The organism is Erythrobacter sp. KY5 (genome assembly GCF_003264115.1).
Classification (GTDB): Bacteria; Pseudomonadota; Alphaproteobacteria; order Sphingomonadales; family Sphingomonadaceae; genus Erythrobacter.
Genome location: NZ_CP021912.1, coordinates 2,582,950 through 2,603,088 on the forward strand (window position 1 = coordinate 2,582,950; position 20,139 = coordinate 2,603,088).

A 20,139-nucleotide genomic window follows, 5' to 3' on the forward strand; every position below is an offset into this window, starting at 1 on the left:
GCTTGCAGCGCGGCTCGCCCTGAGGCAGGGCGAGGCCGCATGCAGGATCCCTCGCGCACACTTGCTATTGAGACCGCCAGCGAGGCGTGTTCGATCGCGCTCTATGAGGGCGGTGAGCTGATTGCGCACGATCACCGCGTGCTGGGCCGTGGCCACGCCGAGCGCCTCATTCCAATGATCGAAGCATTGCCCGATCACGGGCGTGCGTCACGCATCCTGGTGTCCCTTGGTCCCGGCAGTTTCACCGGCGTCAGGATCGGCATCGCCGCCGCAAGGGCGCTAGGATTTGCTTGGGGTGCCGACGTCTATGGCTACCCCACCCTTGCCCTTGTTGCAGCGCACGCCGTGCAGGATACAGACAATCCGGTCACTGTGTGCATGAATGGCGGGCACGGCGAATGGTTCGTTGCCGACTTTTCGAAAGAGGCAATGGGAGGCGTCCGCTCGCTAACTCCGCAGCAAGCGAGCGAGCGCGGGGCAAGACCGTCGATTGCCGGCAATCGCGCCGAAGAATTTGCCGCTCTTCTTGATAATGAGCACACTGCGCTCAACCTTTTGCCTGATGCGCGCAATGTTCATCTGTTGCCGGACAACTGGCTCACATCCGATCTCACGCCGATCTATGGCCGCGCGCCTGACGCCAAACCGCAAAAGCAGGCTGCGCCGTGACGCCCTGCCCTCACACGATCGCTCGAATCATGACGATCATGGAGGCAGCGTTTGACCCGGTTTACGGAGAAGCGTGGAACCGTCGCCAGGTGAGCGACGCGCTCGCAATGCCTTCGACACATGCTCTGGTGCTCGACAGTGACGGCGATCCAATCGAGAGCGGGCCGTGCGGTCAGGCGAAGCAGCACCCGGCCGGCTTTGTGCTCACTCGCTTCGCTGCCGATGAGGAGGAATTGCTGCTCATCGCGGTGACGCCCGAAATGAGGGGTCGCGGCCTTGGCGAGAAATTGATGCAGCATTTCTTCGACATGGCGAAGTCCAGGGGTGTGAACCGCATCTTCCTCGAAATGCGGCGCGGCAACCCCGCAGTCCACCTTTATCAGAAGGTCGGTTTCGAACCGATCGGCCAGCGCCGTAACTATTACCGGCTTTCAAATGGTGAACGAGTTGACGCGATTACTTTCGGTCGGTCGCTCTAAAGCATTGGCATTGGTCCAATAAGCATTGAAATCCACCCATTAAGGTGACAATTCGTCAGAGCGCGTCTTGCAAAGACTGTCTTCCTGCGCCATGCGCTTGTGATCGGAAAAATCCGAATGACAAGAAAAACGAGGAACTTATGCAAGACCTGGACATGGAGATGAAAGAGACTCTGATAACTCTGACCAGCGACATCGTCGCTGCTCACCTGAGTAACAACAACGTAGACGTCGATGCCGTACCCGGACTGATTACCAATGTTTATGGTGCTTTGTCTGGCCTTGGTACAGAAAGCGTCGTCGAAGAAGAGCGGCCAGAACCTGCCGTTTCCATTCGCGCGTCGGTAAAACCGGACTACATCGTCTGCCTCGAAGACGGCAAGAAGCTGAAGATGCTGAAGCGCTATCTTCGCACCAATTTCGACATGACGCCCGAAGAGTATCGGGCACGCTGGGGACTTCCTTCGGATTATCCGATGGTTGCGCCCAACTACGCCGAAAAGCGCCGCGATCTCGCCAAGAAGATCGGCCTCGGCCGCAAGCCTGGCACCGGGCGCGGTCGCCGAAAGACCAAGTAAGCCAGAAGGCAGCGCGTGCTTCCGGGTCGCAATCGCGCCACGCCTTTCCGTAAGTACCTGTCCCCCGTTTGACCGATCAAGCGGGGGACTTTGCTTTTCTGCCAACTTGAGCAATCTGCCCTCGCCCGGTAAGGCTGGATGAGATGACTTGTCGGCCCCGCCCGACGCCGCGCCAAGGAACACCCGCTTGAGCCAGAAAATCGATCTTGAACAATTGTGCGCCGAGAAGGGCCTGCGCATCACCGAACAGCGCCGCGTGATAGCCAAGGTGCTGTCGGACAGTGACGATCATCCCGACGTCGAATTGCTTCACCAGCGCGCATCGGCGATCGACAGCAAGATTTCGATCGCGACGGTATATCGCACGGTGCGTCTGTTCGAAGAAGCCGGCATTCTCGACCGCCACGATTTCGGCGATGGCCGCTCGCGCTATGAGCCCGTTCCCGAAGCGCATCACGATCACCTTATCGATGTCGAAACCGGCGCGGTTGTCGAATTCGTCGACCCCGAAGTCGAGGCTCTTCAGCGCCAGATTGCCGAGAAGCTTGGCTATCGTCTCGTCGATCACCGGATGGAGCTTTACGGCGTCCGGCTCTCTCGCGAAGACTGATCCAGCGCCATGACAAAGGACGCTGCCTTCACCGGCACGGACGCCCCGACCGAGGACAAGGCGTGGGCGCTGAGAGTTGCGGCTGCGCGCGGCGAGACGACTCCCATTTCGTTCATGGGCTGGCTGCGTATCGTGATGCGATCGCTTATGCTCTTCGCGCTCATCTTGGTGATGGTGCCGCTGCATTATCTTTTTCGGACGGTCGCATACGGTTCTCCTTTTCCGATGTGGTTCCTTCGCTTCGCCGCGCGTATCTCAGGCGCGAAGGTCAAGATCCAGGGCACCCACCTCAAGCGCGACGTCTTCTACATCGCCAACCATATTTCCTGGATTGACATCCTGAGCCTTTCGGGCGCTTGCGGCACCGCATTTGTCGCCAAGGCCGAGCTCGCCAAGGCGCCACTCGTCGGTTGGCTCGCGAACATGAACCGCACCGTCTATGTGAAGCGCGAACATCGCATGGGCGTTGCCGCGCAGATCAATGCATTAAAGGAAGCGCTTGCGGATAACTGGTCGGTGACCGTCTTCCCCGAAGGCACCACGACCGACGGGCAATCGCTGCTGCCGTTCAAGACAAGCATGCTCTCGGTCCTCGAACCGCCGCCGCCCGGCGTGCTGGTACAGCCGGTCCTGCTCGATTACGGCCCTGTCGCGGAATGGATCGGTTGGATCGGCGAGGAAGGCGGGCTCAACAATGCCAAGCGCGTTCTCGCTCGCAAGGGCACTTTCGACATGCGGATCGTATTCCTCGAGCCGTTCAGCCCGGCCGACTTCGTGGGTCGCAAGGCGATCAGCGTCGAGGCGCGTCGCCGGATTGAGGAAGCTCTGCTTGAGGCGCTGGGAAAGCCGCTGCGTGATTTCGCGCACGACGTCCCGCCTGTGCGCTATTCAGCGGTCAAGGATGACCCGGTTCCCGACGAGACTGCGGCATGAATTAGGTTAGAGGCCAGCCCTCACCAACCAATCGTGGAACAGGCGGACGGGCCGCATCTCAAGCGCGGTCGGCTTGCACACGAACCAGTAGCTGTACGGGCTCTGCACATCCGGGCCGCCCAGATTGGTCAGCCGGTTGTCGGCTGCGCGCCGCAGGTGGTCGTCATGCATGATCGCGATCCCCAGTCCCTGAGCCGCCGCCTCAAGCATCAGCGCCCCTGAATCGTAATGGTCGATCGCAGCAGGCTCGACGTCTTCGAGATCGTTTGCCTTTCGCCACGCGACGAAGCTTTCGGGCAGCTCGTTGTGGATGAGGAAGGTCTGCTTCTCCATGTTCGACTGCGTCACGTTGTCGCCCATCGCGCCCGCCAACTCCTTCGAACAGATCGCGTGGACGAGGTTGTGGTCGAGCCTTACCGCGTGAAGCCCGCTCGCAGGGCCGCGCGACAGGATGATCGCTGCATCCAGCGTGTCGCCTACCCGGTCTTCGAGGTGCGGCGCGGTGTCGATGTCGATGTGAAGCAGCGGGTGACGTTTGCGAAGTTCGCCCAGTCGCGGGAACAGCCGTTGGCTTCCGAACATTGGCAGCACGCCCAGGCGCAGGCGCAGCAACGATATGTTGTCCGACTGGCTCTCAACCGCGCGGGTCAGCGATTCCAGATGCGGGTTGACCGCTTCGTAAAAGGCCTGCCCCTCATCGGTCAGCTGCATCGACTGGCGGGCTCTGGTGAAAAGCTTCTTGCCGACGAATTCTTCAAGGTTTGAAATGCGCCGCGAGAGTGCAGAGGGGCTCAGGCCGATCTCTTCCGCCGCCGCGCGCGCCGATCCCAGACGCACGGTGCGCATGAAGGCTTCGAGAGCTCGCAGAGGAGGTAGGCGGCGTGATGGCATAATGGGTGGCTCCTGTTTGCCACTAGATACGCTGCTGCGCCGCAATGGATGCACAAAATCGAAGCCTACGTGCGAATATCGCCCGCCGAGTGCGATTATTGCACCTCCTGCATCTCACCTTCTGGCTGTGGTGCGTGGAGGCGCAGGCGTTTGACGTGGGTTTCATCGCCCGCCGTCACCTCGATCCTCCAGCCGCTCGAATGGTCGAGCATCGTGCCCACCGGAGGCACCTGCTCGGCGAGGACGAACGCAAGCCCGCCCAACGTGTCGACCGCTTCGGATACCTCGGCCAGACGCGGGTCGACCTGTTCGCCCACGTCCTCAAGCTCGGCCCGCGCATCGCAATCCCACATGCCTTCGCCAATCGGCACGATCAACGCTTCGGGCGTCTCGTCGTGCTCGTCCTCGATCTCGCCCACGATCTCTTCGACGAGGTCTTCGATCGTGATGAGGCCATCGGTCCCGCTGAACTCGTCGAGTACGATTGCCAAGTGCACCCGGCGCGCGCGCATGTCGGCCAGCACGTCCAGCGCGCCGCGAGCCTGCGGCACATAGAGCGGCTGACGCATCAGCACCGTCCAGTCGCGCGGGGGTGTCTTGCCCTTGGCGAGGAAAGCGAAGACGTCCTTGATGTGGATCATGCCGATCACGTCATCCAATGTCTCGCGGTAGACCGGCATGCGCGAATGGCCGTGTTGCGAGAATTGGGCGACCAGATCGTCCCAACCGATCGAGGCTTCGACGGCAACGATCTCGCCGCGGGGTACGGCGACATCGTCGGCATCGTGCTCGGAGAAGTGGAGCAGGTTGCGCAGCATCTGCCGCTCAACCGGCGAGAGATCGCCGTTGCCGTTCCCGTTCTCGTCATGCGCGGTGTCGTCGTTTTCGCCCTCGTGCTCGTCGATCTTCTCTTCGAGCTGCGCGCGAAGCGAGCGATCGCCGTCGCCGCCGCCGACCATTTTCTTGAGGAGGGGCCAAAGCCCGCTCGTACTCTCCGCGTCTCCCGCGGTGGGACTACTGGAATCGGGCATGGCCCTTTGCTGATTACTCCTGGTGTCAGTCTGCATCGTTATATGGGTCAGCAATCCCCATTATTGCAAGGGCTGACCGCTCCAGATCTTCCATGACCTGCGCTTGCTCGTCGCAATGGACGTGATCGTGGCCTGCAAGATGGAGCAATCCGTGCACTATCAGGTGTGCGCCGTGATGATCGAGCGGGATGTCTTTCTCACCCGCCTCACGCGCGCAAGTCTCGTGAGCGAGCGCGATATCGCCCAGCATCGCAGGGGGGCCGTCTTCGCCAAGACCTTCGAGTTCAGCTCGCTCCATCATCGGGAAGCTGAGCACATTGGTAGGCTTGTCGCGCCCGCGCCATTCGCGGTTCAGCGCGTGCACTTCGCTGTCGCTGGTGAACAGGATGCTGACCGAAAGGCGATCATTGGCAAGCGCTGGTTCTGCCCGCGCCGCCGCGTCTGCGGCCCGCTGAGCGAGCGCTTCCCACTCGCCCTCTGGCCAGTCTTCGAGGTCGATTTCAAGCTCCAAGCGAAACCTCGCAATTTGAGTGCCTTAGCCGAGAAGTGGACCGCATGTTACACGGTCCAGCGGCAAAAACCGCCGCTGCCCGCGCATGGCTAGAATTGGCGCGAATTATGGGAGAGGTACGCTGGGTCACAAGCCGTCCTTTAACGGGAAAGGAAGATCGTAGGAAAGCGCGGAATGTGAATGTCGGGTGCTGGGTGGGAACCGGAATGTCCGGTATCAGAGTTTTGGACAGTCAGGAAAGACGCAGGTTTGCCATAATGCGAATATCAGCTTCCGAGCTTAGCCGCCGACGTTTGAGGAAGTATTTGAGTTGAGCCTCTAACAATTCCGGCTGCACTCTTTGCTTCAATATCCGCGGACGATCAAAAGCCTCGCTATCTTCATCGCCCCGCTTGACGGCCTTCGAGCTCTGATGCGCGCATCTGCTCGAAATCGAGCCTTTGCCTCAGTGGAAAAGTGCCCAGTGCCCTGAATTCCTTGGTATCGCTCGCGTCGTAGATCGCCAGTTGGCTCGCTATCTGAACCAGAAGCAACAGCCCTCTGTCGGTATTCAGCTCCAACGCGTCGTACCATTGCCCGTCGATCCTAATCTTCGCATTCCGGCGGATTGGTAATCCGGCCATGCTGCGCCGCAGTGCCTTGCATACACGGGCTGCCAAGGAGAGGATAACTTGCTGTTGTTCAGTGAGCGGCCTTGGTGGGAAAAGTGTGGCGCCACCTTTTGACCCTCTCGGTTCACTCTCCTTGAAGTCGGGATGCCGTCTCAAGGCTTGTTTGATTTGCTCCGCCTGCTCGTCGACAAGGCGAACTTCCGCGCGGGCCAAGAGCGCTTGCCCTGCCAGCTTGAACAATGCGGACGACCCGCCTGCATCTCGGAAAAAGCGTTGGTCGAGTTCGTTGAGGCTCGCCTCGACCTGATCGAGCTCATCGGCGCTCCACGCCGTCACGTCATGCTCAAGAAATCGCTCTAGTAAGTCGGGCGGGGACGTCATCACGATTGCAGCCTGCTCGAAGATGTCGGTGAACGCGTTGACGGGAAGGCACGCGAAGCCAGCTTTGCAAGCGTCGATCTCTTCGGCCATCAGGCGCGTATTTTGAAAATACTGCATGTGCCCACCATTCGTCACTTCGCCTGCGTAAGTATCGAGCGCACAGAACCAGCGCGCAGCCGGAGGCAGATCGCTCCACTCGTAAGGGCCATTTTCGACTAGCTTGCTGCAGTAGCGCCCCAGCCAATCAAGCGGAGCGTGTTCGTCCGCTGTTGACGCGGATGTAGGCAGGAAGATTGGAAGCTGATCGTTCATCATGGCGCTTTAGACGTGACCCGCTTTATAATTGGTGGATGCAACCAGCCTACGATCGGCAGCTGTGCCTTCGAGGAGCATTGAGGTATCTGCCTCAAGTGGATTTTTCGGCACTGCCCTTCGGTGCCGTTCTTGCTGATGCAAGTAAATCATCCGGTTTGACCGCAGTCTATGACATGACTGGGCAACCTAAACTGCTTCCGCTTTTGGGAGGCAAAGTGCTTCGCGTTTATGACCGACATTGGGGTCGTCATCAGCCTGTCCGCTTCAGGCCGGCAACGCTCCGATCCAGCCGCCCTAGCCCTGCCCTTCATAAGCCTCGACGATGCGCCCCACAATTGGATGGCGCACGACGTCGGCGGCGGTGAAGCGGATTGTGCCGAAACCGTCGACGCCTTCCAGTTTCTCCACCGCATCAGCAAGCCCGCTCATGCGGTCGCCGCCGGGGATATCGACCTGGCGCGGGTCGCCGCAGACTACCATCCGGCTGTTCTGGCCAAAGCGGGTGAGGAACATCTTCATCTGCTCGCGCGTGGTGTTCTGCGCCTCGTCGAGGATGACGAATGCATCGGCAAGCGTACGCCCGCGCATGAACGCAATCGGTGCAATCTCGATCTCGCCCGACGCAATGCGCCGCTCCACCTGTTCGGGCGGCATGCAGTCATACAGGGCATCGTAGAGCGGGCGCAGATAGGGATCGACCTTGTCCTTCATGTCGCCGGGCAGAAAGCCGAGCTTCTCACCCGCCTCCACCGCCGGGCGAGAAAGGATCAGGCGCTGGACGCTGCCCGACATAAGCTGCGCAACCGCCTGCGCCACCGCGAGATAGGTCTTGCCGGTCCCCGCAGGCCCAAGCGCGAAGATGATGTCGTCGCGCACCAGGCTGCGCATATAGGTGATCTGCGTCGCAGAGCGCGGGACGATGGTCTTGCGCCGCGTGCGGATCATGATCGGCGCTTCTTCTTGTCCGCCGCTGATGATCCCTTCAAGCGTCGGCTCGTTCGACATGGCGATCAGCGATTCAATCGCCCCGCTGTCAAGGTCCTGACCCAGCGCCAGCCGGTCATACATCGTGGTCAGCGTCTCACGCGCGCGCGCAACGGCGTCTTCAGGCCCCTCGATCATGATCTGATCGCCGCGCGCGTGGATGTACACACCCAGCCGATTTTCGACCTGCACCAGATTTGCATCGAACTCGCCGAAAAGCGGCCCAAGCAGCGACTGATTTTCGAAAGAGACTTCCGCTCGCGCCTGACCGTGACCGATAGGCGCATTCTTGCGCGTCTTTGGATTGATGGCTTCGGGTACGACCGAAGGATCGATGGTGCCAGGCGGCTTGCGAGTTGGTCTGCGGCCCATGTCTTGCTGCACTGCTCTCCTGTGCGTGTGTTTCCGAGTCGGAAAGGTAAGCGCGTTGCGAGGCAAAGCAAGCGCAGCCCGCATCCAAGGCTGGGGAAAGTCACGCCCCCGACATGGCGTCACACAGGTGACATACCGGCGACAGGCAGCGCTGGATCAGGCGCGCACGAGCCCTTCGAGCGAGTTGGGACCGGCTTCGACAAGATCGACTTCGACCATGTCGCCAATCTCGGCCTCGCCTTCAAACCATACGCTGGTAAGCCACGGCGATTTGCCGAGCCATTGGCCGGGATGCTTGCCCTTGCGCTCGACGAGTACCGTGCAGGTCTTGCCGACAAGTCCCTCGTTAAAGGCAAGCTGGTCGCGGTTGAGCCGGGCCTGAAGGCGCTGGAGGCGCTCGTCCATCACCTCCTTGGCGATCTGACCCTCCATGGTCGCAGCGGGCGTGCCGGGGCGCGGCGAGTATTTGAAGCTGAAGGCCTGCGAATAGCGCACTTCGTCGACGAGCTTGAGCGTGTCTTCGAATTCCGCCTCGGTCTCGCCGGGGAAGCCGACGATGAAATCGCCGGACAGCGCAATATCGGGGCGCACTTCGCGGAAGCGTTCAAGCAGCTTGAGATAGCTTTCGGCGGTGTGCGAACGGTTCATGGCTTTCAGCACACGGTCATTGCCCGATTGCACGGGCAAGTGGAGGTACGGCATCAGCTTATCGCAGGTGCCATGCGCCTCGATCAACGCGTCATCCATGTCGTTGGGATGACTGGTTGTGTAGCGAATACGCTCAAGCCCATCGAGATCGGCAAGCGCATGGATCAGCTGGCCAAGCCCCGCTTTGCGACCCTTCTCATCCTCACCGCTCCACGCATTGACGTTCTGTCCAAGCAGCGTGATTTCACGCGCGCCCGCTTCGATCAATTTGCGAGCTTCGTCGATCAAGTCACTGTAGGGACGAGATATTTCTGCCCCGCGCGTGTAGGGCACGACGCAATAGGTGCAGAACTTGTCGCACCCTTCCTGCACCGTCAGGAACGCGGTGGGCGAACGCCGCCTGCGCCCCGGCAGGCTATCGAATTTCGCGATCGCGGGCATGTCGGTGTCGGTCGCGCGCTCACCCGCAACCGCCTTGTCAAGCATATCGGGCAGGCGGTGATAGGCCTGCGGACCGACCACCATGCTCACCGCCGGAGCGCGCGTCATGATCTCCTCGCCCTCGGCCTGAGCGACGCAGCCAGCAACCGCGATCACCGGCGCCTTTTCCTGCGTCTTGCCTTTGGTCAGGCGGCCAATGTCGGAATAGATCTTCTCCGCCGCCTTCTCGCGGATATGACAGGTGTTGAGGACGACCAGATCGGCATCCTCACCCTCAGGCGCGAGGCTCAGGCCCTTCTCGGCCAGAAGCTCGCCCATACGCTCGCCATCATAGACGTTCATCTGACAGCCGAAGGACTTGACCCGGTAGGTCTTTGGCCCGTTCTGGGGAGGGGTTTGCGGTTTCATGATGGCAGAACGTCTATATTCTTTCTGTCGAACAATTCAATTCAGCTAACTAGCCCACAAGTTTTCCACATATAGAATCCTTAAATTCCGGGATTCGATGAACTCCCATGGGAGTTATCCACAGCGTGAGAATAGACATTTGACAAACAACCATTGCGCTGAGCCAGCAAAAAGCAAAGAATCTCAACGACTCCCACCGCGGATATGGAAAAATTGTTATTTTTCAGATAGTTGAACGAGCGTCTGCGGGGTTGCAGCGAGTCAACAGATATTTTTCGATTTTATTGCAACTGTTTACTTGCGTTGGATTCGAAAATCGGCGCAAATAAGCCAGTTCTGCGGATTCAAACGTAGGACAGAAGAGGGAAGCTGGCGCGGCCTTTGTACGGAACCTGGCTCCGGTCCAAACAGAGCTAGGGCACCACTTCCCTCTTCGACCTTTAATAAGCCACAGAATTAGCGTCTGCGCTATCTGTTTTTTGGCCAATTTGGCTATTTTTATCCAACCGTCGCCTTTACGATCTTGCCCGGCTGTGCGGGCGGCTCGCCTTTGGGCAGGGCGTCGATGTGTTCCATGCCCTCTTCGACCTGACCCCAGACGGTGTACTGGCCGTCAAGGAATTCGGCATCGTCGAAGCAGATGAAGAACTGCGAGTTGGCGCTGTCGGGAACCTGGGTGCGGGCCATCGAGCAGGTGCCGCGCGTGTGCGGTTCGCTGTTGAACTCGGCCTTCAGGTCAGGCTTGTCGCTGCCACCCATGCCGGTGCCGGTCGGATCGCCGCCCTGCGCCATGAAGCCGGGGATCACGCGGTGGAAAACCACGCCGTCATAGAAGCCTTCGCCAGCGAGCGTGGTGATGCGCTCAACATGGCCGGGGGCAAGGTCTGCGCGCAGCTTGATGACGACGTCCTTTGCTTCGCCGTCGCCGGTGTCGAGGGTGAAAGTAAGCTTTTCGGCCATTTGTCAGAATCTCCTGATTGATTTGCCCGTGCGCCTACCGGTTTTGGCCCGCCATGTCACCCGTGTGGGTTCGCACCGGTAAGCGGTTGCTTTTCGATGCGCCGCATCTAAACCCCGTCCCATGGTCGATCCCGCAGCCCTTGATGACGAAGTGCTGCCCGCCGAGGCGGAAGAGGAAGAGGTGCGCCCTGACGACCGGATCGACGATGAGCGCCACGATGAGGAAAACCGGCTGAAACCGGAATATGTGCGCGAGGTCGAAGTAGCGCTGGAGGCAGGCGATACGGGCGCGGTTTATGACCTCGTCGAACCGCTGCATCCCGCCGATATTGCCGACTTGCTCGAACTGTTCGACCGCGACGATCGCGCGATACTCGCCGCCTCGATCACCGACCTGATGAGCGCGGAAGTGATCGCGGAGCTGAACGATCACGTTCGCGAGCTGATGATGGAGGCGCTCGCCCCCGAAGATGTCGCCGCCATTACCGAACAGCTGGAGACCGACGACGCGGTCCAGCTGCTCGAAGACCTCGACGAGAAGGACCAGAAGGCGATCATCGCCGAGCTGGAGCCGGAAACGCAGGCCGCGGTCAATTCCGCGCTCGCCTATCCGGAGGAAACCGCCGGACGTCTGATGAACCGCACCGTGATGGCGGTTCCCGAGCACCTGACCGTCGGCGACCTCATCGACTATCTGCGCGAAGAAGGCGATCTCAATCACGATTTCTTCGAGGTCTTCATTGTCGATGCAGCCTTCCATCCGGTGGGCACCTGCGCGCTCAACTGGATTTTGACGACGCCGCGAAACGTCAAGCTGACCGACGTGATGAAGCGCGACCAGACCCTGATCCCTGTCGATATGGATCAGGAAGAGGTCGCGCTGATGTTCCAGAAATACGCGCTGATCTCGGCCGCCGTGGTCGATGAAAGCGGGCGGCTGGTCGGACAGATGACGGTCGACGACATCGTCCACATCATTTCAGAGGAAGCGGGCGAGGACGCTCTGCTTTTGTCGGGTGCAGGCGATGGCGACATCAACGAGCCGATCCGCGAGGCCTATTCAAGCCGCGTTCGCTGGCTTGTCGCGAACCTCGGGACTGCCGTGGTAGCCTCCGCAATCATCGCGTTTTTCGGTGCGGCGATTGAGAAGCTCGTAGCGCTGGCCGTGCTCATGCCGATTGTCGCCAGCATTGGCGGCAATGCAGGAACACAGACCATGGCTGTGGCGGTGCGCGCGATTGCGACCAACCAGCTGACCCGCGCGAATACTTGGAAGATCGTGGGCCGCGAACTTCGCGTGGCGATCCTCAACGGCTTCACGGTTGCGGTGCTGATCGGGATCGCAGCTGGCATTCTGTTCGGCTGGCCTATGGGTGTCGTCATCGCCCTTGCCATGGTGATCAATATCGCGATCTCGGGGCTTGCTGGCGTGCTGGTGCCCGTAGCGTTCGAACGCATGGGTCAGGACCCGGCGGTTGCATCCAGCGTGTTCGTGACGATGATCACCGATTCGATGGGCTTTTTCGCCTTCCTCGGCCTTGCGGTCGCGGCGGGTCTTGCGCCGCTCTAGCGCGCCCTACTTGATCGCAAGCGGATTGATAACCGCCTGCACCGAACCGGCGAAACGCGGCTGACCGAGCACGAAGAAGAATTCGTAAGTCTCATCCGCCGCGAGCGGTCCGGTGTTCATCGTCTCGAGAATGTAAATGCCGTGATCGACCAGCAGCGCGGCGTGGACCGGGAAAACATTGCCGTCCTCGAAACTCATCGTTTCCAGCGCCGCGCTGTCCGCACCGACAGCCACAACCCCCAAGCTGGCGAGGTATTCCGCGCCATCCTCGTTGATGCCGGGTTGCTGAGCGATAAAGACCTCGGGGTCTTCCTCTGCCATCGACAGCCAACCAGAGTGCAACAGCACGACATCGCCCGCCCTGATCTCAATCCCTTGCGCCTCGGCTGCGGCGGCGATTTCCTCGCGGCCGAAACTCGCCATCGGCTCCAGCCTTTCGGTGCCGAAATGTTTCGCCATGTCGATCAGCACGCCGCGCGTCGCGATGGGCGGGATCTGGTCGGTGCCGAACTTGGTCAAGCCATTGGGTGTGAGGAATTCCTCAGCCCGAACGCCGCCATAATGGACCCCGTCGCGCCCGATATGGCCGAGCCCGTCGATCTGGCTGCCGATCCCGACATGCGTGACAAGGCGATCGTCATGGCCGGTCACACGGTTTGCGCCCATCGCTTCGCCAGCAGCGAAGGTTTCAATGGAAAAGCTGCGCCCGGGGTAAGGCACGCTGTCTGGCCCGGTGACCACGCCGAGCGGGTAGACCTTGCCTTCTGTCACAAGTCCTGCGGCGTTCGCTGTCATCGCCTCGGTGATGGTGCTCGCCATGCCATAATCGGGATGCGGTTCGCCGGGAGTAAGGTCCGCCTCGCTCGTCTGGTCGCCAGCTGCTCCCGAACACGCGGTCAGCGCCGCCAGCGCGCCCGCCAAGAGTGCAGTTTTCGCACCGTTCGCCATCGAAATTCCCCCTGTTTTCCACCTTGAGACGGTTCAAAAACCGCGCCTGACCCGCCATATGAATACACATGCCTCTCCACCTGACCAAGATCGCGTTTGGCGCGCAGAGCTATACCGACATCGAAAGCTGGTACGCCGGTCGCCGCAGCCCGCATCTGACGACCAAGTATCGCCCGACCAAGTGGGAACAGTGCATCGGCGGATCGCTTTACTGGATTCACCAGCACAGCATCGTCGCGCGTTCGGAAATCCTGGGCTTTTCGCAGACTGATAGCGGGCGCTGGCTGATCGAATTGAAGTCGGAACTCGTCCGCGTCGATCCGGTGCCCAAGCGCGCCCACCAAGGCTGGCGCTATCTCAAGATCAAGCCTCCGCGCGACCTTGCTCCGGGGGAGGATATCGGCGACGCGCTGCCCGGAAAGCTGGCGGCGAAACTGGAAAAGCTGGGGCTGGTCTAGGTCAGGGCCGTTTACGTCAGCGGAGGCGCGCCGAGGTAGATCCACAGCGCAATGCCTGCCGCCACGGCGAATGCGCCTGATGCGCGGCCCCATCGCGTAGGCGAATTGTCCTTCACCATCAGCTTCTTCTCGCCCTTGCCGCCAATCATCGCGCCTATGAGGTTTTCGGCCCGCACCGCTCCGTAAACGCCGATCGCGGTGATGTGCAGGCCGATCATTCCGGCCACCACCCACCAGAACCATTCATGCGTTTCGGTGATCGTGTCGGCAGTCCCCACGCCCACGAGAGGGTTCAGCGGCCCCGTTGCTCCGTCATACGGATCGCCCGCGAACAGCCCCATCGTGACCTGCGCCAGCGTAAAGCCGATCAAGCCGAGCACTGCGAGAGCGGCGAGCGGGCTATGACCCTTGTTCGCCTTTTCGTCATAGCCGCCGCGCAGATAGTTGATGATCTTGCCGGGACCTTTGAGGAAGTTTCGAAACCGCGCCGTGTCGGTGCCGACAAAGCCCCAGATGATGCGGAACAGCAGTACCGCGAGCAGCACATGGCCCAGCCTAATATGCCAGCCCCATTCGGAATTTTCGGCTGTCAGCCACATCGCCGGGACCAGCACGGCCAGCGACCAGTGGGTCAGCCTCACCGGCAAGTCCCAGATGCGAACGGGCTGAGTGGGTTCGGCCATGCGCTGTGCGCCCTATCGGTGGATCAATCGTCGTCCTTGCGGAACTTGTCGTGGCAGGCCTTGCAACCGTTCGAGCCGAGATTGCCGACCTGCGCGCCAACCGCTTCGGGATCGCCGGTTGCAGCAGCAGCCATCATTTCCTCGCTCTTGGCGATAGCAGTTTGGATCGCCTCGGAAAAACCATCGGGATCTTCCCAGATCACGGCAAGCGCTTCGGTGTCGTAGCCTGCTTCCATGCTCGTGCCTTCGGGGAACAGATCAGGCAGACGTTGAAGCCGGGTGTTGATGTCAGCGGCAGCCGGTTCGATCACCGCGAAATCGGGCGCATCGGTTTCGAGCTGTTCGCGGATCGCCTTGAAGCTGTCGCCGATAGCTTCGAAATTGTCCTGACGCTCGGCAATCTCGGCAGGTGCATCGCCAGCAGGCTCGGGCGCTTCAGCGTCGGTGGTCTCGCCGCCGCATGCGGCGAGCAGCGCGGCAAGCGGGGTCGCCGCGATCAGTCGGAGGGTAGAAATGCGGGTCATAGAGTCACGTCCTTGATGTGAGAATGGCAGGCGCTGTTTGATCCCGGCGACAATCCTACAGAATGAGGCCTTGCGCGCAAACGCCCAATTTCGCGGGCGCTTTTTGGGAACGGTCAGGGTCGTTGCCCGGTAAGCAGGGTAAAGGAGAAACATAATGCCCGAGCGTCAATCGCTTCACCCCGACAACGAACTCATCGCAAAGCTCACCAAGGAGGCCACCCCGTCGCAGCAGGGCAGCTCGGACGGGAACCTCAATGTGCGCGTCGGCAAGCGCGCCGAGTTGAACCGTGCAACCGATCCGGACAATCGCGAACCCGTGGTCGGCTCCGACAATCCCGAGCAGGATGCCCGCAAGGGTCCCAAGACGATGGAAGCCATCAAGAAGGGCGAAGCGAACTGAGCTTTGCCTAGTCGATGCTAACCCTGCATTGCGGGGGGCTTGGGAAAGAGCGCGGGGGTTTTACGACGGTATTCCTGATAATCGGGATCGTCTCCCCAGCGCTCTTTCGCCTGTTCTTCCTGCAGGTTGATCCCGCTGATCCGGGTGAGCAACAGGTAGACGAAGATCGGCGAAATCACGACCAGCCACCCAAGGCCCGACAGAACCGGAATCGCGATCACGAAAATGCCGGTCCACAGCGTAATCTCGCCGAAGTAATTCGGGTGGCGCGACCACTTCCACAATCCGACATTGATAAAATCGCCGTCGTTCTCGTCTTTGGACTTGAACGCGCTTTTTTGTGCGTCGGCAATGGTTTCGAATGCCATGCCGACGACCCAGATCGCTGCACCAATCCAGAAGTAGATGCCGATAGGCTCGCGCGCCTCGTTGGTGATGATGGAGAGCGCGGCTGATGCGGTCAGGATCACCCAGAGCGCCTGCAAGGTCCACGCGGCGAGGAAGCGCGGCGGGTTCTTCTTGATCTTTTCGAACCGGCTGTCGCTGCCGCCCTTCGCCTGGATGCGGATGAAGAGGAAAGTGCCGAGCCGGATGCACCAGATCGCAACCATGGCCGCGACCACGATGCCGCGCGTATCGAGCGAACCCATCGTTGTGATCGCAGCATAGCAGGCAAGCGCCGTGACCGAGAGATAGGTTATCGCCCCGAAGCTGTCGTAAAACTTGTCCGATTGCGCAATCGCCGAGGGGATGAAGGCCAGCCAGTTGATGACAAGAGCAAGCCACGCGCACCAGTACATCGTTGGCGCATCATATATCTCGACGCTGTTCACGCCCGCGAAAAATGCGAATGCGAGCGCGAAAAGCGTGACGAATGCCACCACGGATAAGCTCTTGATCGCCTTGCTCATTGAGGCCTTGTCCCCTGTCGTTCGGTTTGTGCGCCGATACCAGCCCTTTCAGGCCTAGTGCTTTTTGGTGGCTTGTGAAGCTTTACGGATTTGCTCGGCAACCAGACGCACATCATGGCGAGCGTCCTGATCAGCGGGGAGCGCGTATTCGGCGAAACTTGCCGCCAATTCGTCCATGCGTTCATCGATCCGCACCTGATTGTAGCCATGGCTGACGACGAAGCGGCGCCGCGCCATGATCTGGGGCACGATGCGATCAATGTAATCCTCGACATTCATGCCCAGCTTCATGAACTGCTCAGGTCCGAGCGGAGTGAACACCCAGCCGGGGACGATCAGACCGGCATGGACATGCTCGGGCAAATCGCCGCGCAGGCTTTCCGTCAGGCCCAGAACCGCGTGCTTTGCGCTGATATAGGCGGCGGATTGCTCGATCGCGCAGAACCAGCTGTTCTCGCTGCCGGTGTTGTAGATTGCGCTGGAGCTTTCCTGCGCAATGAGGCGCGGGGCGAAGGCGCGGCAGCCATTCCAGATGCCCCAGTAATTGACGTCGAAATGCGCGCGGGCCCGGGCCGGGTCGACTTCCCAGAGCTTGCCACGAGGGCCGCTTTCGCCGGCATTGTTGAAGACGAGATCGACCGTCTCGAACATGTCGAATGCCTTGTCGGCTAGCGCTTCGACAGACGAAAGATCGCTCACGTCGCATGCCTGCGTGATTATGCCATCCAGCGCGGCGGCACGGTCGAGCGCGGGTCCGGGTAGGTCGGCGACCAACACGCCCAGCCCTTGTCCCGCCAGCCTTCGCGCGAGCGCCAGTCCGATCCCGCTTGCACCGCCGGTGATGACCGCGCTTTTGGGGGCGAACTCGCTCACCCGGCAGTAGCCCGCGTTTTGTCGGCCACACGGCGAAGCGCGTTGACGTACACATCGGGGGCCTGAGCGCCGGGGATCATGAACTTGCCCTCCACGATCATGGCCGGAACGCCGGAAATGTTGAGATCCCACGCCTGCTGTTCTTCGGCAAGCACACGCGCTTCGAGGTCCGCATCATCGAGTGCGGCTTTCGCAGCCTCGCGGTGAAGGCCGGCATCACCCGCAATACCAAGCAGGACATCGCGGTCGCAGAGGTCTTTGCGGTGATTGAAGTGCGCTTCGAACAGGGCCAGTTTCAAGCGCGTCTGCACCTCCGGCCCCATCTGCTCCAGCGCAAGGCCGAGCAGCTTGTGGCAATCGCGCGTGTTCCACATCATTGCGGGCGGCGGGTCGCCCTCGCCCTTATAGCTCAGCGAAACACCGGCACTGTCAGCAAACTCTCGCATTTTTCCGCGCACCGCAGCGCCCTCTTCGGCAGAACGGCCATATTTGCGTTGCAGATGCGCTTCCTGTTCTTCGCCCTCTTTGGGCATGTCGGGATTGAGTTCGAACGGGCGCCAGCGGACCTGTGCCTCGATCTCGCCCTCAAGCTCATCCAGCGCCTTGGTCAACTGGCCGTATCCGATCAGGCACCATGGGCAAACGACGTCGGAATAGATGTCGATGGTGAGTTTGTGAGGGGCGCTCATGCGGTTTTCTCCAGCCACCATTTCATCAGCGTATGCGCAATTGCGTGGGGCGGCGGTGTGCGAAACGGCCCGTCGCCGGCCAGCGACGCGGCGACTTCATCGTGGGTGAACCAGATGATCTCGGCCATCTCGGTCTCGTCGATGATCAGCGCATCGTCATCAGCGTAGGAATGGCACCCTATCATAAGCTGGCTCGGGAACGGCCATGGCTGGCTTGCGATGTAGGAAACGTCGCGCACGCGCACACCCGATTCCTCGAATACTTCGCGCGCAACGCCCTCTTCGATGGTTTCGCCCGGCTCGACAAAGCCAGCGAGCGCGGAGAAGCTTTTCTCAGGCCATCCCAGGCCGCGGCCCAGCATCAGGCGTCCTTCGTGCTCGACCAGCATGATCGTGACGGGATCTGTGCGCGGGAAATGTTGCGAGCCGCAAGCATCGCAACTGCGCTGCCAGCCGCCCTTGGCGATCTTCGTGGGCACACCGCAATTGGCGCAGAACCGGTGGCGGGCATGCCAGTCGATCAGGCTGCGCGCTCCGCCGTAAAGCGCAAGATCGCCCGGATCGAGCGTCGCCATCAGCGACCAGAGGCGCGGGTTCGCCATGCGCGGGCTCGCATCGCCTTCGGGCGGAACGGCGGCGAAGCACGGTTTTTCAGCGCCATTGCTGCGATCAAGGCCGAGGAAGACGAGCTCTGCATCCTCATCAGCATCAGCCAGAGTGCCCCATCCGAGCCGCCCGTTCTCGTCAAGCTCGGGCATCAGCGCGTCCAGCTTCAACAGCCGCGCTTTCCAATTCATCATTCCGGCCAGAGCATCGCGGTCCGCGCGAAGGTTATCCGCGCGGTCCAGAGGCGATCCGGCAAAGGCGATGGGTCCGTTTGCGAGCGCCATTACGAGGCGTGGTTGGCGTGACCTGCATGCATCGCCGCGACATCCGCCTCAAGCGCGGCGAGATATTCGTCGCGGATCGGATAGGCGTCGGACGGCATGTATTGCGTGTAAAGCCCGGTGCGCAGGCCCAGCTTGTAATCGACCGCGGCCAGCGTGCCTGCCGCGCCGCCCCATCCGAACGTGCCGTTGAGCGAGCGTCCGCCTGCCCCGTGGCCCTGACCGACCATCCACGATCCGGTAAGATCGACCGTTTCGGGGATGAGGTTGGACGTGCCGAGGCGCACTGCGGCCTCGCTCATCACCCGCTCATCGCCGAGCTTCCCGTAACCGAGCAGCATGCGCAGGAAGCGGTCGTAATCCTTCGGCGAGGACACAAGGCCGCCGCCGCCAGCAGGCACCTTTGGTTCATCGAGGAAGATCGAGTTCGCGCCCGGATCAAGCGGCAATAGCGTGTCGCCAAGGATGCCGTAATTGTCGGTCAGGCGGCCCTTCTCGCTCTCGGGCACGGTCATCCAGGTGCTGTTCATGCCAAGCGGTTCGAACATGCGGGTCTTCAGGAACGCCTCGAAATTCATGCCGCTGGCCACTTCGATCACCCGGCCAAGCAGGTCGATCGAGTTCGAATAGCTCCACTTGGTCGCAGGCTGGTATGCGAGCGGAAGGCTGGCAAGCCTGTCAGTCCAAACTTCCAGCCCCGGAGCAGGCGTGGGGTTGGGAAGGCCCGGGATCGGAAAGCGGCTGACCCGTCCACCGACAATGCCGTTTTCGATGTAGGCGTCAAGCAGCGGGCCCTTCGATGTAATGGTGTAGCCAATGCCAGCCGTGTGCGTGAGCAGTTGACGGATCGTGATCGGGCGCTCTGCCGGAACGGTGTTGTCGAGCGGGCCTTCGGGATCGACCAGCACCTGAGTGTCGCGGAATGCGGGGATGATATCGTAAAGCGGCGTATCGAGTTCGAATGCACCGTCGTCGATCAGCATCATCGTTGCCATGCCGGTGATCGGCTTCGACATCGAATAGATGCGATAGAGCGAATCCATGTCGACATCGGTGCTGCCCTTGAGCGCAAGTTTGCCGCCCCCCACGGTATGCGCCATGTCGTCCTGACCCCAGCCGAAGGTCAGCAGCATATTCGCAACCTTGCCTTCGCTAAGGTACTTTTCAACCAAAGCCGCCACGTTCGGCCAGCTCTGGCTCACATCGTGAGCAAGCAATGCGCGCCCGAACGGGAGCGATGCCAGCACACCGCCAGCTGCGGCATAGGCCGATCCACGGAAAAGCGAGCGACGCGACAGGCTGGGTTGTTCGAAAGTGCGAAAGGCCATTGTGGGTTCTCTCCCGAGAGGGTCAGTTTCGTTTGGCGACTGTTTG

The 20,139-nt window shown here is 60.8% G+C and carries 23 protein-coding genes; 8 read left to right on the forward strand and 15 right to left on the reverse strand.

Annotated features, from left to right (window positions below; translation table 11 throughout):
• Window positions 1-39: 39 nt before the first annotated feature.
• From tsaB to CD351_RS12350, 5 genes are all read left to right on the forward strand, one after another.
• Window positions 40-669: a tRNA (adenosine(37)-N6)-threonylcarbamoyltransferase complex dimerization subunit type 1 TsaB gene (tsaB, locus tag CD351_RS12330; protein WP_111992910.1), complete on the forward strand. Its 630-nt coding sequence runs from the start codon at window positions 40-42 to the stop codon at window positions 667-669.
• 29 nt (window positions 670-698) lie between these two features.
• A complete protein-coding gene (locus CD351_RS12335) occupies window positions 699-1,148 on the forward strand; it encodes a GNAT family N-acetyltransferase (RefSeq protein WP_111992911.1) in 450 nt (149 codons plus the stop codon).
• A gap of 140 nt (window positions 1,149-1,288) precedes the next feature.
• A complete protein-coding gene (locus tag CD351_RS12340; RefSeq protein ID WP_111992912.1) occupies window positions 1,289-1,726 on the forward strand; it encodes a MucR family transcriptional regulator in 438 nt (145 codons plus the stop codon).
• Window positions 1,727-1,913: 187 nt separating this feature from the next.
• Complete coding sequence (locus CD351_RS12345) at window positions 1,914-2,336, forward strand: Fur family transcriptional regulator (protein ID WP_007164683.1); 423 nt, start codon at window positions 1,914-1,916, stop codon at window positions 2,334-2,336.
• A 9-nt stretch (window positions 2,337-2,345) separates the two neighbouring features.
• Window positions 2,346-3,269, forward strand: a complete 924-nt coding sequence (locus CD351_RS12350) for a 1-acyl-sn-glycerol-3-phosphate acyltransferase (protein ID WP_111992913.1) — start codon at window positions 2,346-2,348, stop codon at window positions 3,267-3,269.
• Between the two features lie 6 nt (window positions 3,270-3,275).
• On the opposite strand, the gene CD351_RS12355 is transcribed toward CD351_RS12350, so the two are convergent.
• From CD351_RS12355 to CD351_RS12385, 7 genes are all read right to left on the reverse strand, one after another.
• Complete coding sequence (locus CD351_RS12355) at window positions 3,276-4,160, reverse strand: LysR substrate-binding domain-containing protein (RefSeq protein ID WP_111992914.1); 885 nt, start codon at window positions 4,158-4,160, stop codon at window positions 3,276-3,278.
• A gap of 95 nt (window positions 4,161-4,255) precedes the next feature.
• A complete protein-coding gene (locus CD351_RS12360; RefSeq protein WP_111992915.1) occupies window positions 4,256-5,191 on the reverse strand; it encodes a hemolysin family protein in 936 nt (311 codons plus the stop codon).
• A 25-nt stretch (window positions 5,192-5,216) separates the two neighbouring features.
• Entirely contained in the window at window positions 5,217-5,702 is a 486-nt protein-coding gene (ybeY, locus tag CD351_RS12365; protein ID WP_111992916.1) for an rRNA maturation RNase YbeY, read from the reverse strand.
• A gap of 380 nt (window positions 5,703-6,082) precedes the next feature.
• On the reverse strand, window positions 6,083-7,009 hold the full coding sequence (locus CD351_RS12370; protein WP_111992917.1) for a DUF4375 domain-containing protein: 927 nt from the start codon (window positions 7,007-7,009) through the stop codon (window positions 6,083-6,085).
• Between the two features lie 294 nt (window positions 7,010-7,303).
• Window positions 7,304-8,365 (reverse strand): PhoH family protein, encoded by a 1,062-nt coding sequence (locus tag CD351_RS12375; RefSeq protein ID WP_111993746.1) that lies wholly within the window; start codon window positions 8,363-8,365, stop codon window positions 7,304-7,306.
• A 156-nt stretch (window positions 8,366-8,521) separates the two neighbouring features.
• Window positions 8,522-9,862 (reverse strand): tRNA (N6-isopentenyl adenosine(37)-C2)-methylthiotransferase MiaB, encoded by a 1,341-nt coding sequence (miaB, locus tag CD351_RS12380; RefSeq protein ID WP_111992918.1) that lies wholly within the window; start codon window positions 9,860-9,862, stop codon window positions 8,522-8,524.
• 498 nt (window positions 9,863-10,360) lie between these two features.
• Window positions 10,361-10,822 (reverse strand): peptidylprolyl isomerase, encoded by a 462-nt coding sequence (locus CD351_RS12385; RefSeq protein WP_111992919.1) that lies wholly within the window; start codon window positions 10,820-10,822, stop codon window positions 10,361-10,363.
• 121 nt (window positions 10,823-10,943) lie between these two features.
• Between CD351_RS12385 and mgtE the strand changes: the two genes are divergently transcribed.
• On the forward strand, window positions 10,944-12,392 hold the full coding sequence (gene mgtE / locus CD351_RS12390) for a magnesium transporter (protein WP_111992920.1): 1,449 nt from the start codon (window positions 10,944-10,946) through the stop codon (window positions 12,390-12,392).
• 6 nt (window positions 12,393-12,398) lie between these two features.
• Here the strand turns inward: mgtE and CD351_RS12395 are convergent, their stop codons facing one another.
• Window positions 12,399-13,340, reverse strand: a complete 942-nt coding sequence (locus CD351_RS12395) for a cyclase family protein (RefSeq protein ID WP_111992921.1) — start codon at window positions 13,338-13,340, stop codon at window positions 12,399-12,401.
• A gap of 68 nt (window positions 13,341-13,408) precedes the next feature.
• Here CD351_RS12395 and CD351_RS12400 point away from each other — a divergent pair, with 68 nt between their 5' ends.
• Entirely contained in the window at window positions 13,409-13,798 is a 390-nt protein-coding gene (locus tag CD351_RS12400; RefSeq protein ID WP_111992922.1) for a DUF1489 family protein, read from the forward strand.
• An 11-nt stretch (window positions 13,799-13,809) separates the two neighbouring features.
• Here CD351_RS12400 and CD351_RS12405 read toward each other — a convergent pair whose 3' ends face one another.
• Both CD351_RS12405 and CD351_RS12410 read right to left on the reverse strand, forming a co-directional pair.
• Window positions 13,810-14,481 (reverse strand): cytochrome b/b6 domain-containing protein, encoded by a 672-nt coding sequence (locus CD351_RS12405; RefSeq protein ID WP_111992923.1) that lies wholly within the window; start codon window positions 14,479-14,481, stop codon window positions 13,810-13,812.
• 23 nt (window positions 14,482-14,504) lie between these two features.
• Window positions 14,505-15,005 carry a cytochrome c gene (locus CD351_RS12410; protein WP_162627715.1) on the reverse strand — a complete coding sequence of 167 codons (501 nt, stop codon included), beginning with the start codon at window positions 15,003-15,005 and terminating at the stop codon, window positions 14,505-14,507.
• A gap of 154 nt (window positions 15,006-15,159) precedes the next feature.
• Here CD351_RS12410 and CD351_RS12415 point away from each other — a divergent pair, with 154 nt between their 5' ends.
• Window positions 15,160-15,405, forward strand: a complete 246-nt coding sequence (locus CD351_RS12415; RefSeq protein ID WP_111992925.1) for a hypothetical protein — start codon at window positions 15,160-15,162, stop codon at window positions 15,403-15,405.
• A gap of 17 nt (window positions 15,406-15,422) precedes the next feature.
• Here CD351_RS12415 and CD351_RS12420 read toward each other — a convergent pair whose 3' ends face one another.
• From CD351_RS12420 to CD351_RS12440, 5 genes are read right to left on the reverse strand one after another with little or no spacing between them, the layout of a single operon-like run.
• Window positions 15,423-16,316, reverse strand: a complete 894-nt coding sequence (locus tag CD351_RS12420; protein WP_111992926.1) for a DUF1295 domain-containing protein — start codon at window positions 16,314-16,316, stop codon at window positions 15,423-15,425.
• Between the two features lie 54 nt (window positions 16,317-16,370).
• Window positions 16,371-17,189: an SDR family oxidoreductase gene (locus tag CD351_RS12425; RefSeq protein ID WP_111992927.1), complete on the reverse strand. Its 819-nt coding sequence runs from the start codon at window positions 17,187-17,189 to the stop codon at window positions 16,371-16,373.
• Window positions 17,186-17,878, reverse strand: a complete 693-nt coding sequence (locus CD351_RS12430) for a DsbA family oxidoreductase (RefSeq protein ID WP_111993747.1) — start codon at window positions 17,876-17,878, stop codon at window positions 17,186-17,188. Before CD351_RS12430 ends, CD351_RS12425 begins: the two co-directional genes overlap by 4 nt.
• Window positions 17,875-18,768: an NAD(+) diphosphatase gene (nudC, locus tag CD351_RS12435; RefSeq protein WP_111992928.1), complete on the reverse strand. Its 894-nt coding sequence runs from the start codon at window positions 18,766-18,768 to the stop codon at window positions 17,875-17,877. The genes CD351_RS12430 and nudC overlap by 4 nt, the downstream gene beginning before the upstream one ends.
• A complete protein-coding gene (locus tag CD351_RS12440) occupies window positions 18,768-20,093 on the reverse strand; it encodes a serine hydrolase (protein ID WP_111992929.1) in 1,326 nt (441 codons plus the stop codon). Before CD351_RS12440 ends, nudC begins: the two co-directional genes overlap by 1 nt.
• Window positions 20,094-20,139 lie beyond the last annotated feature (46 nt).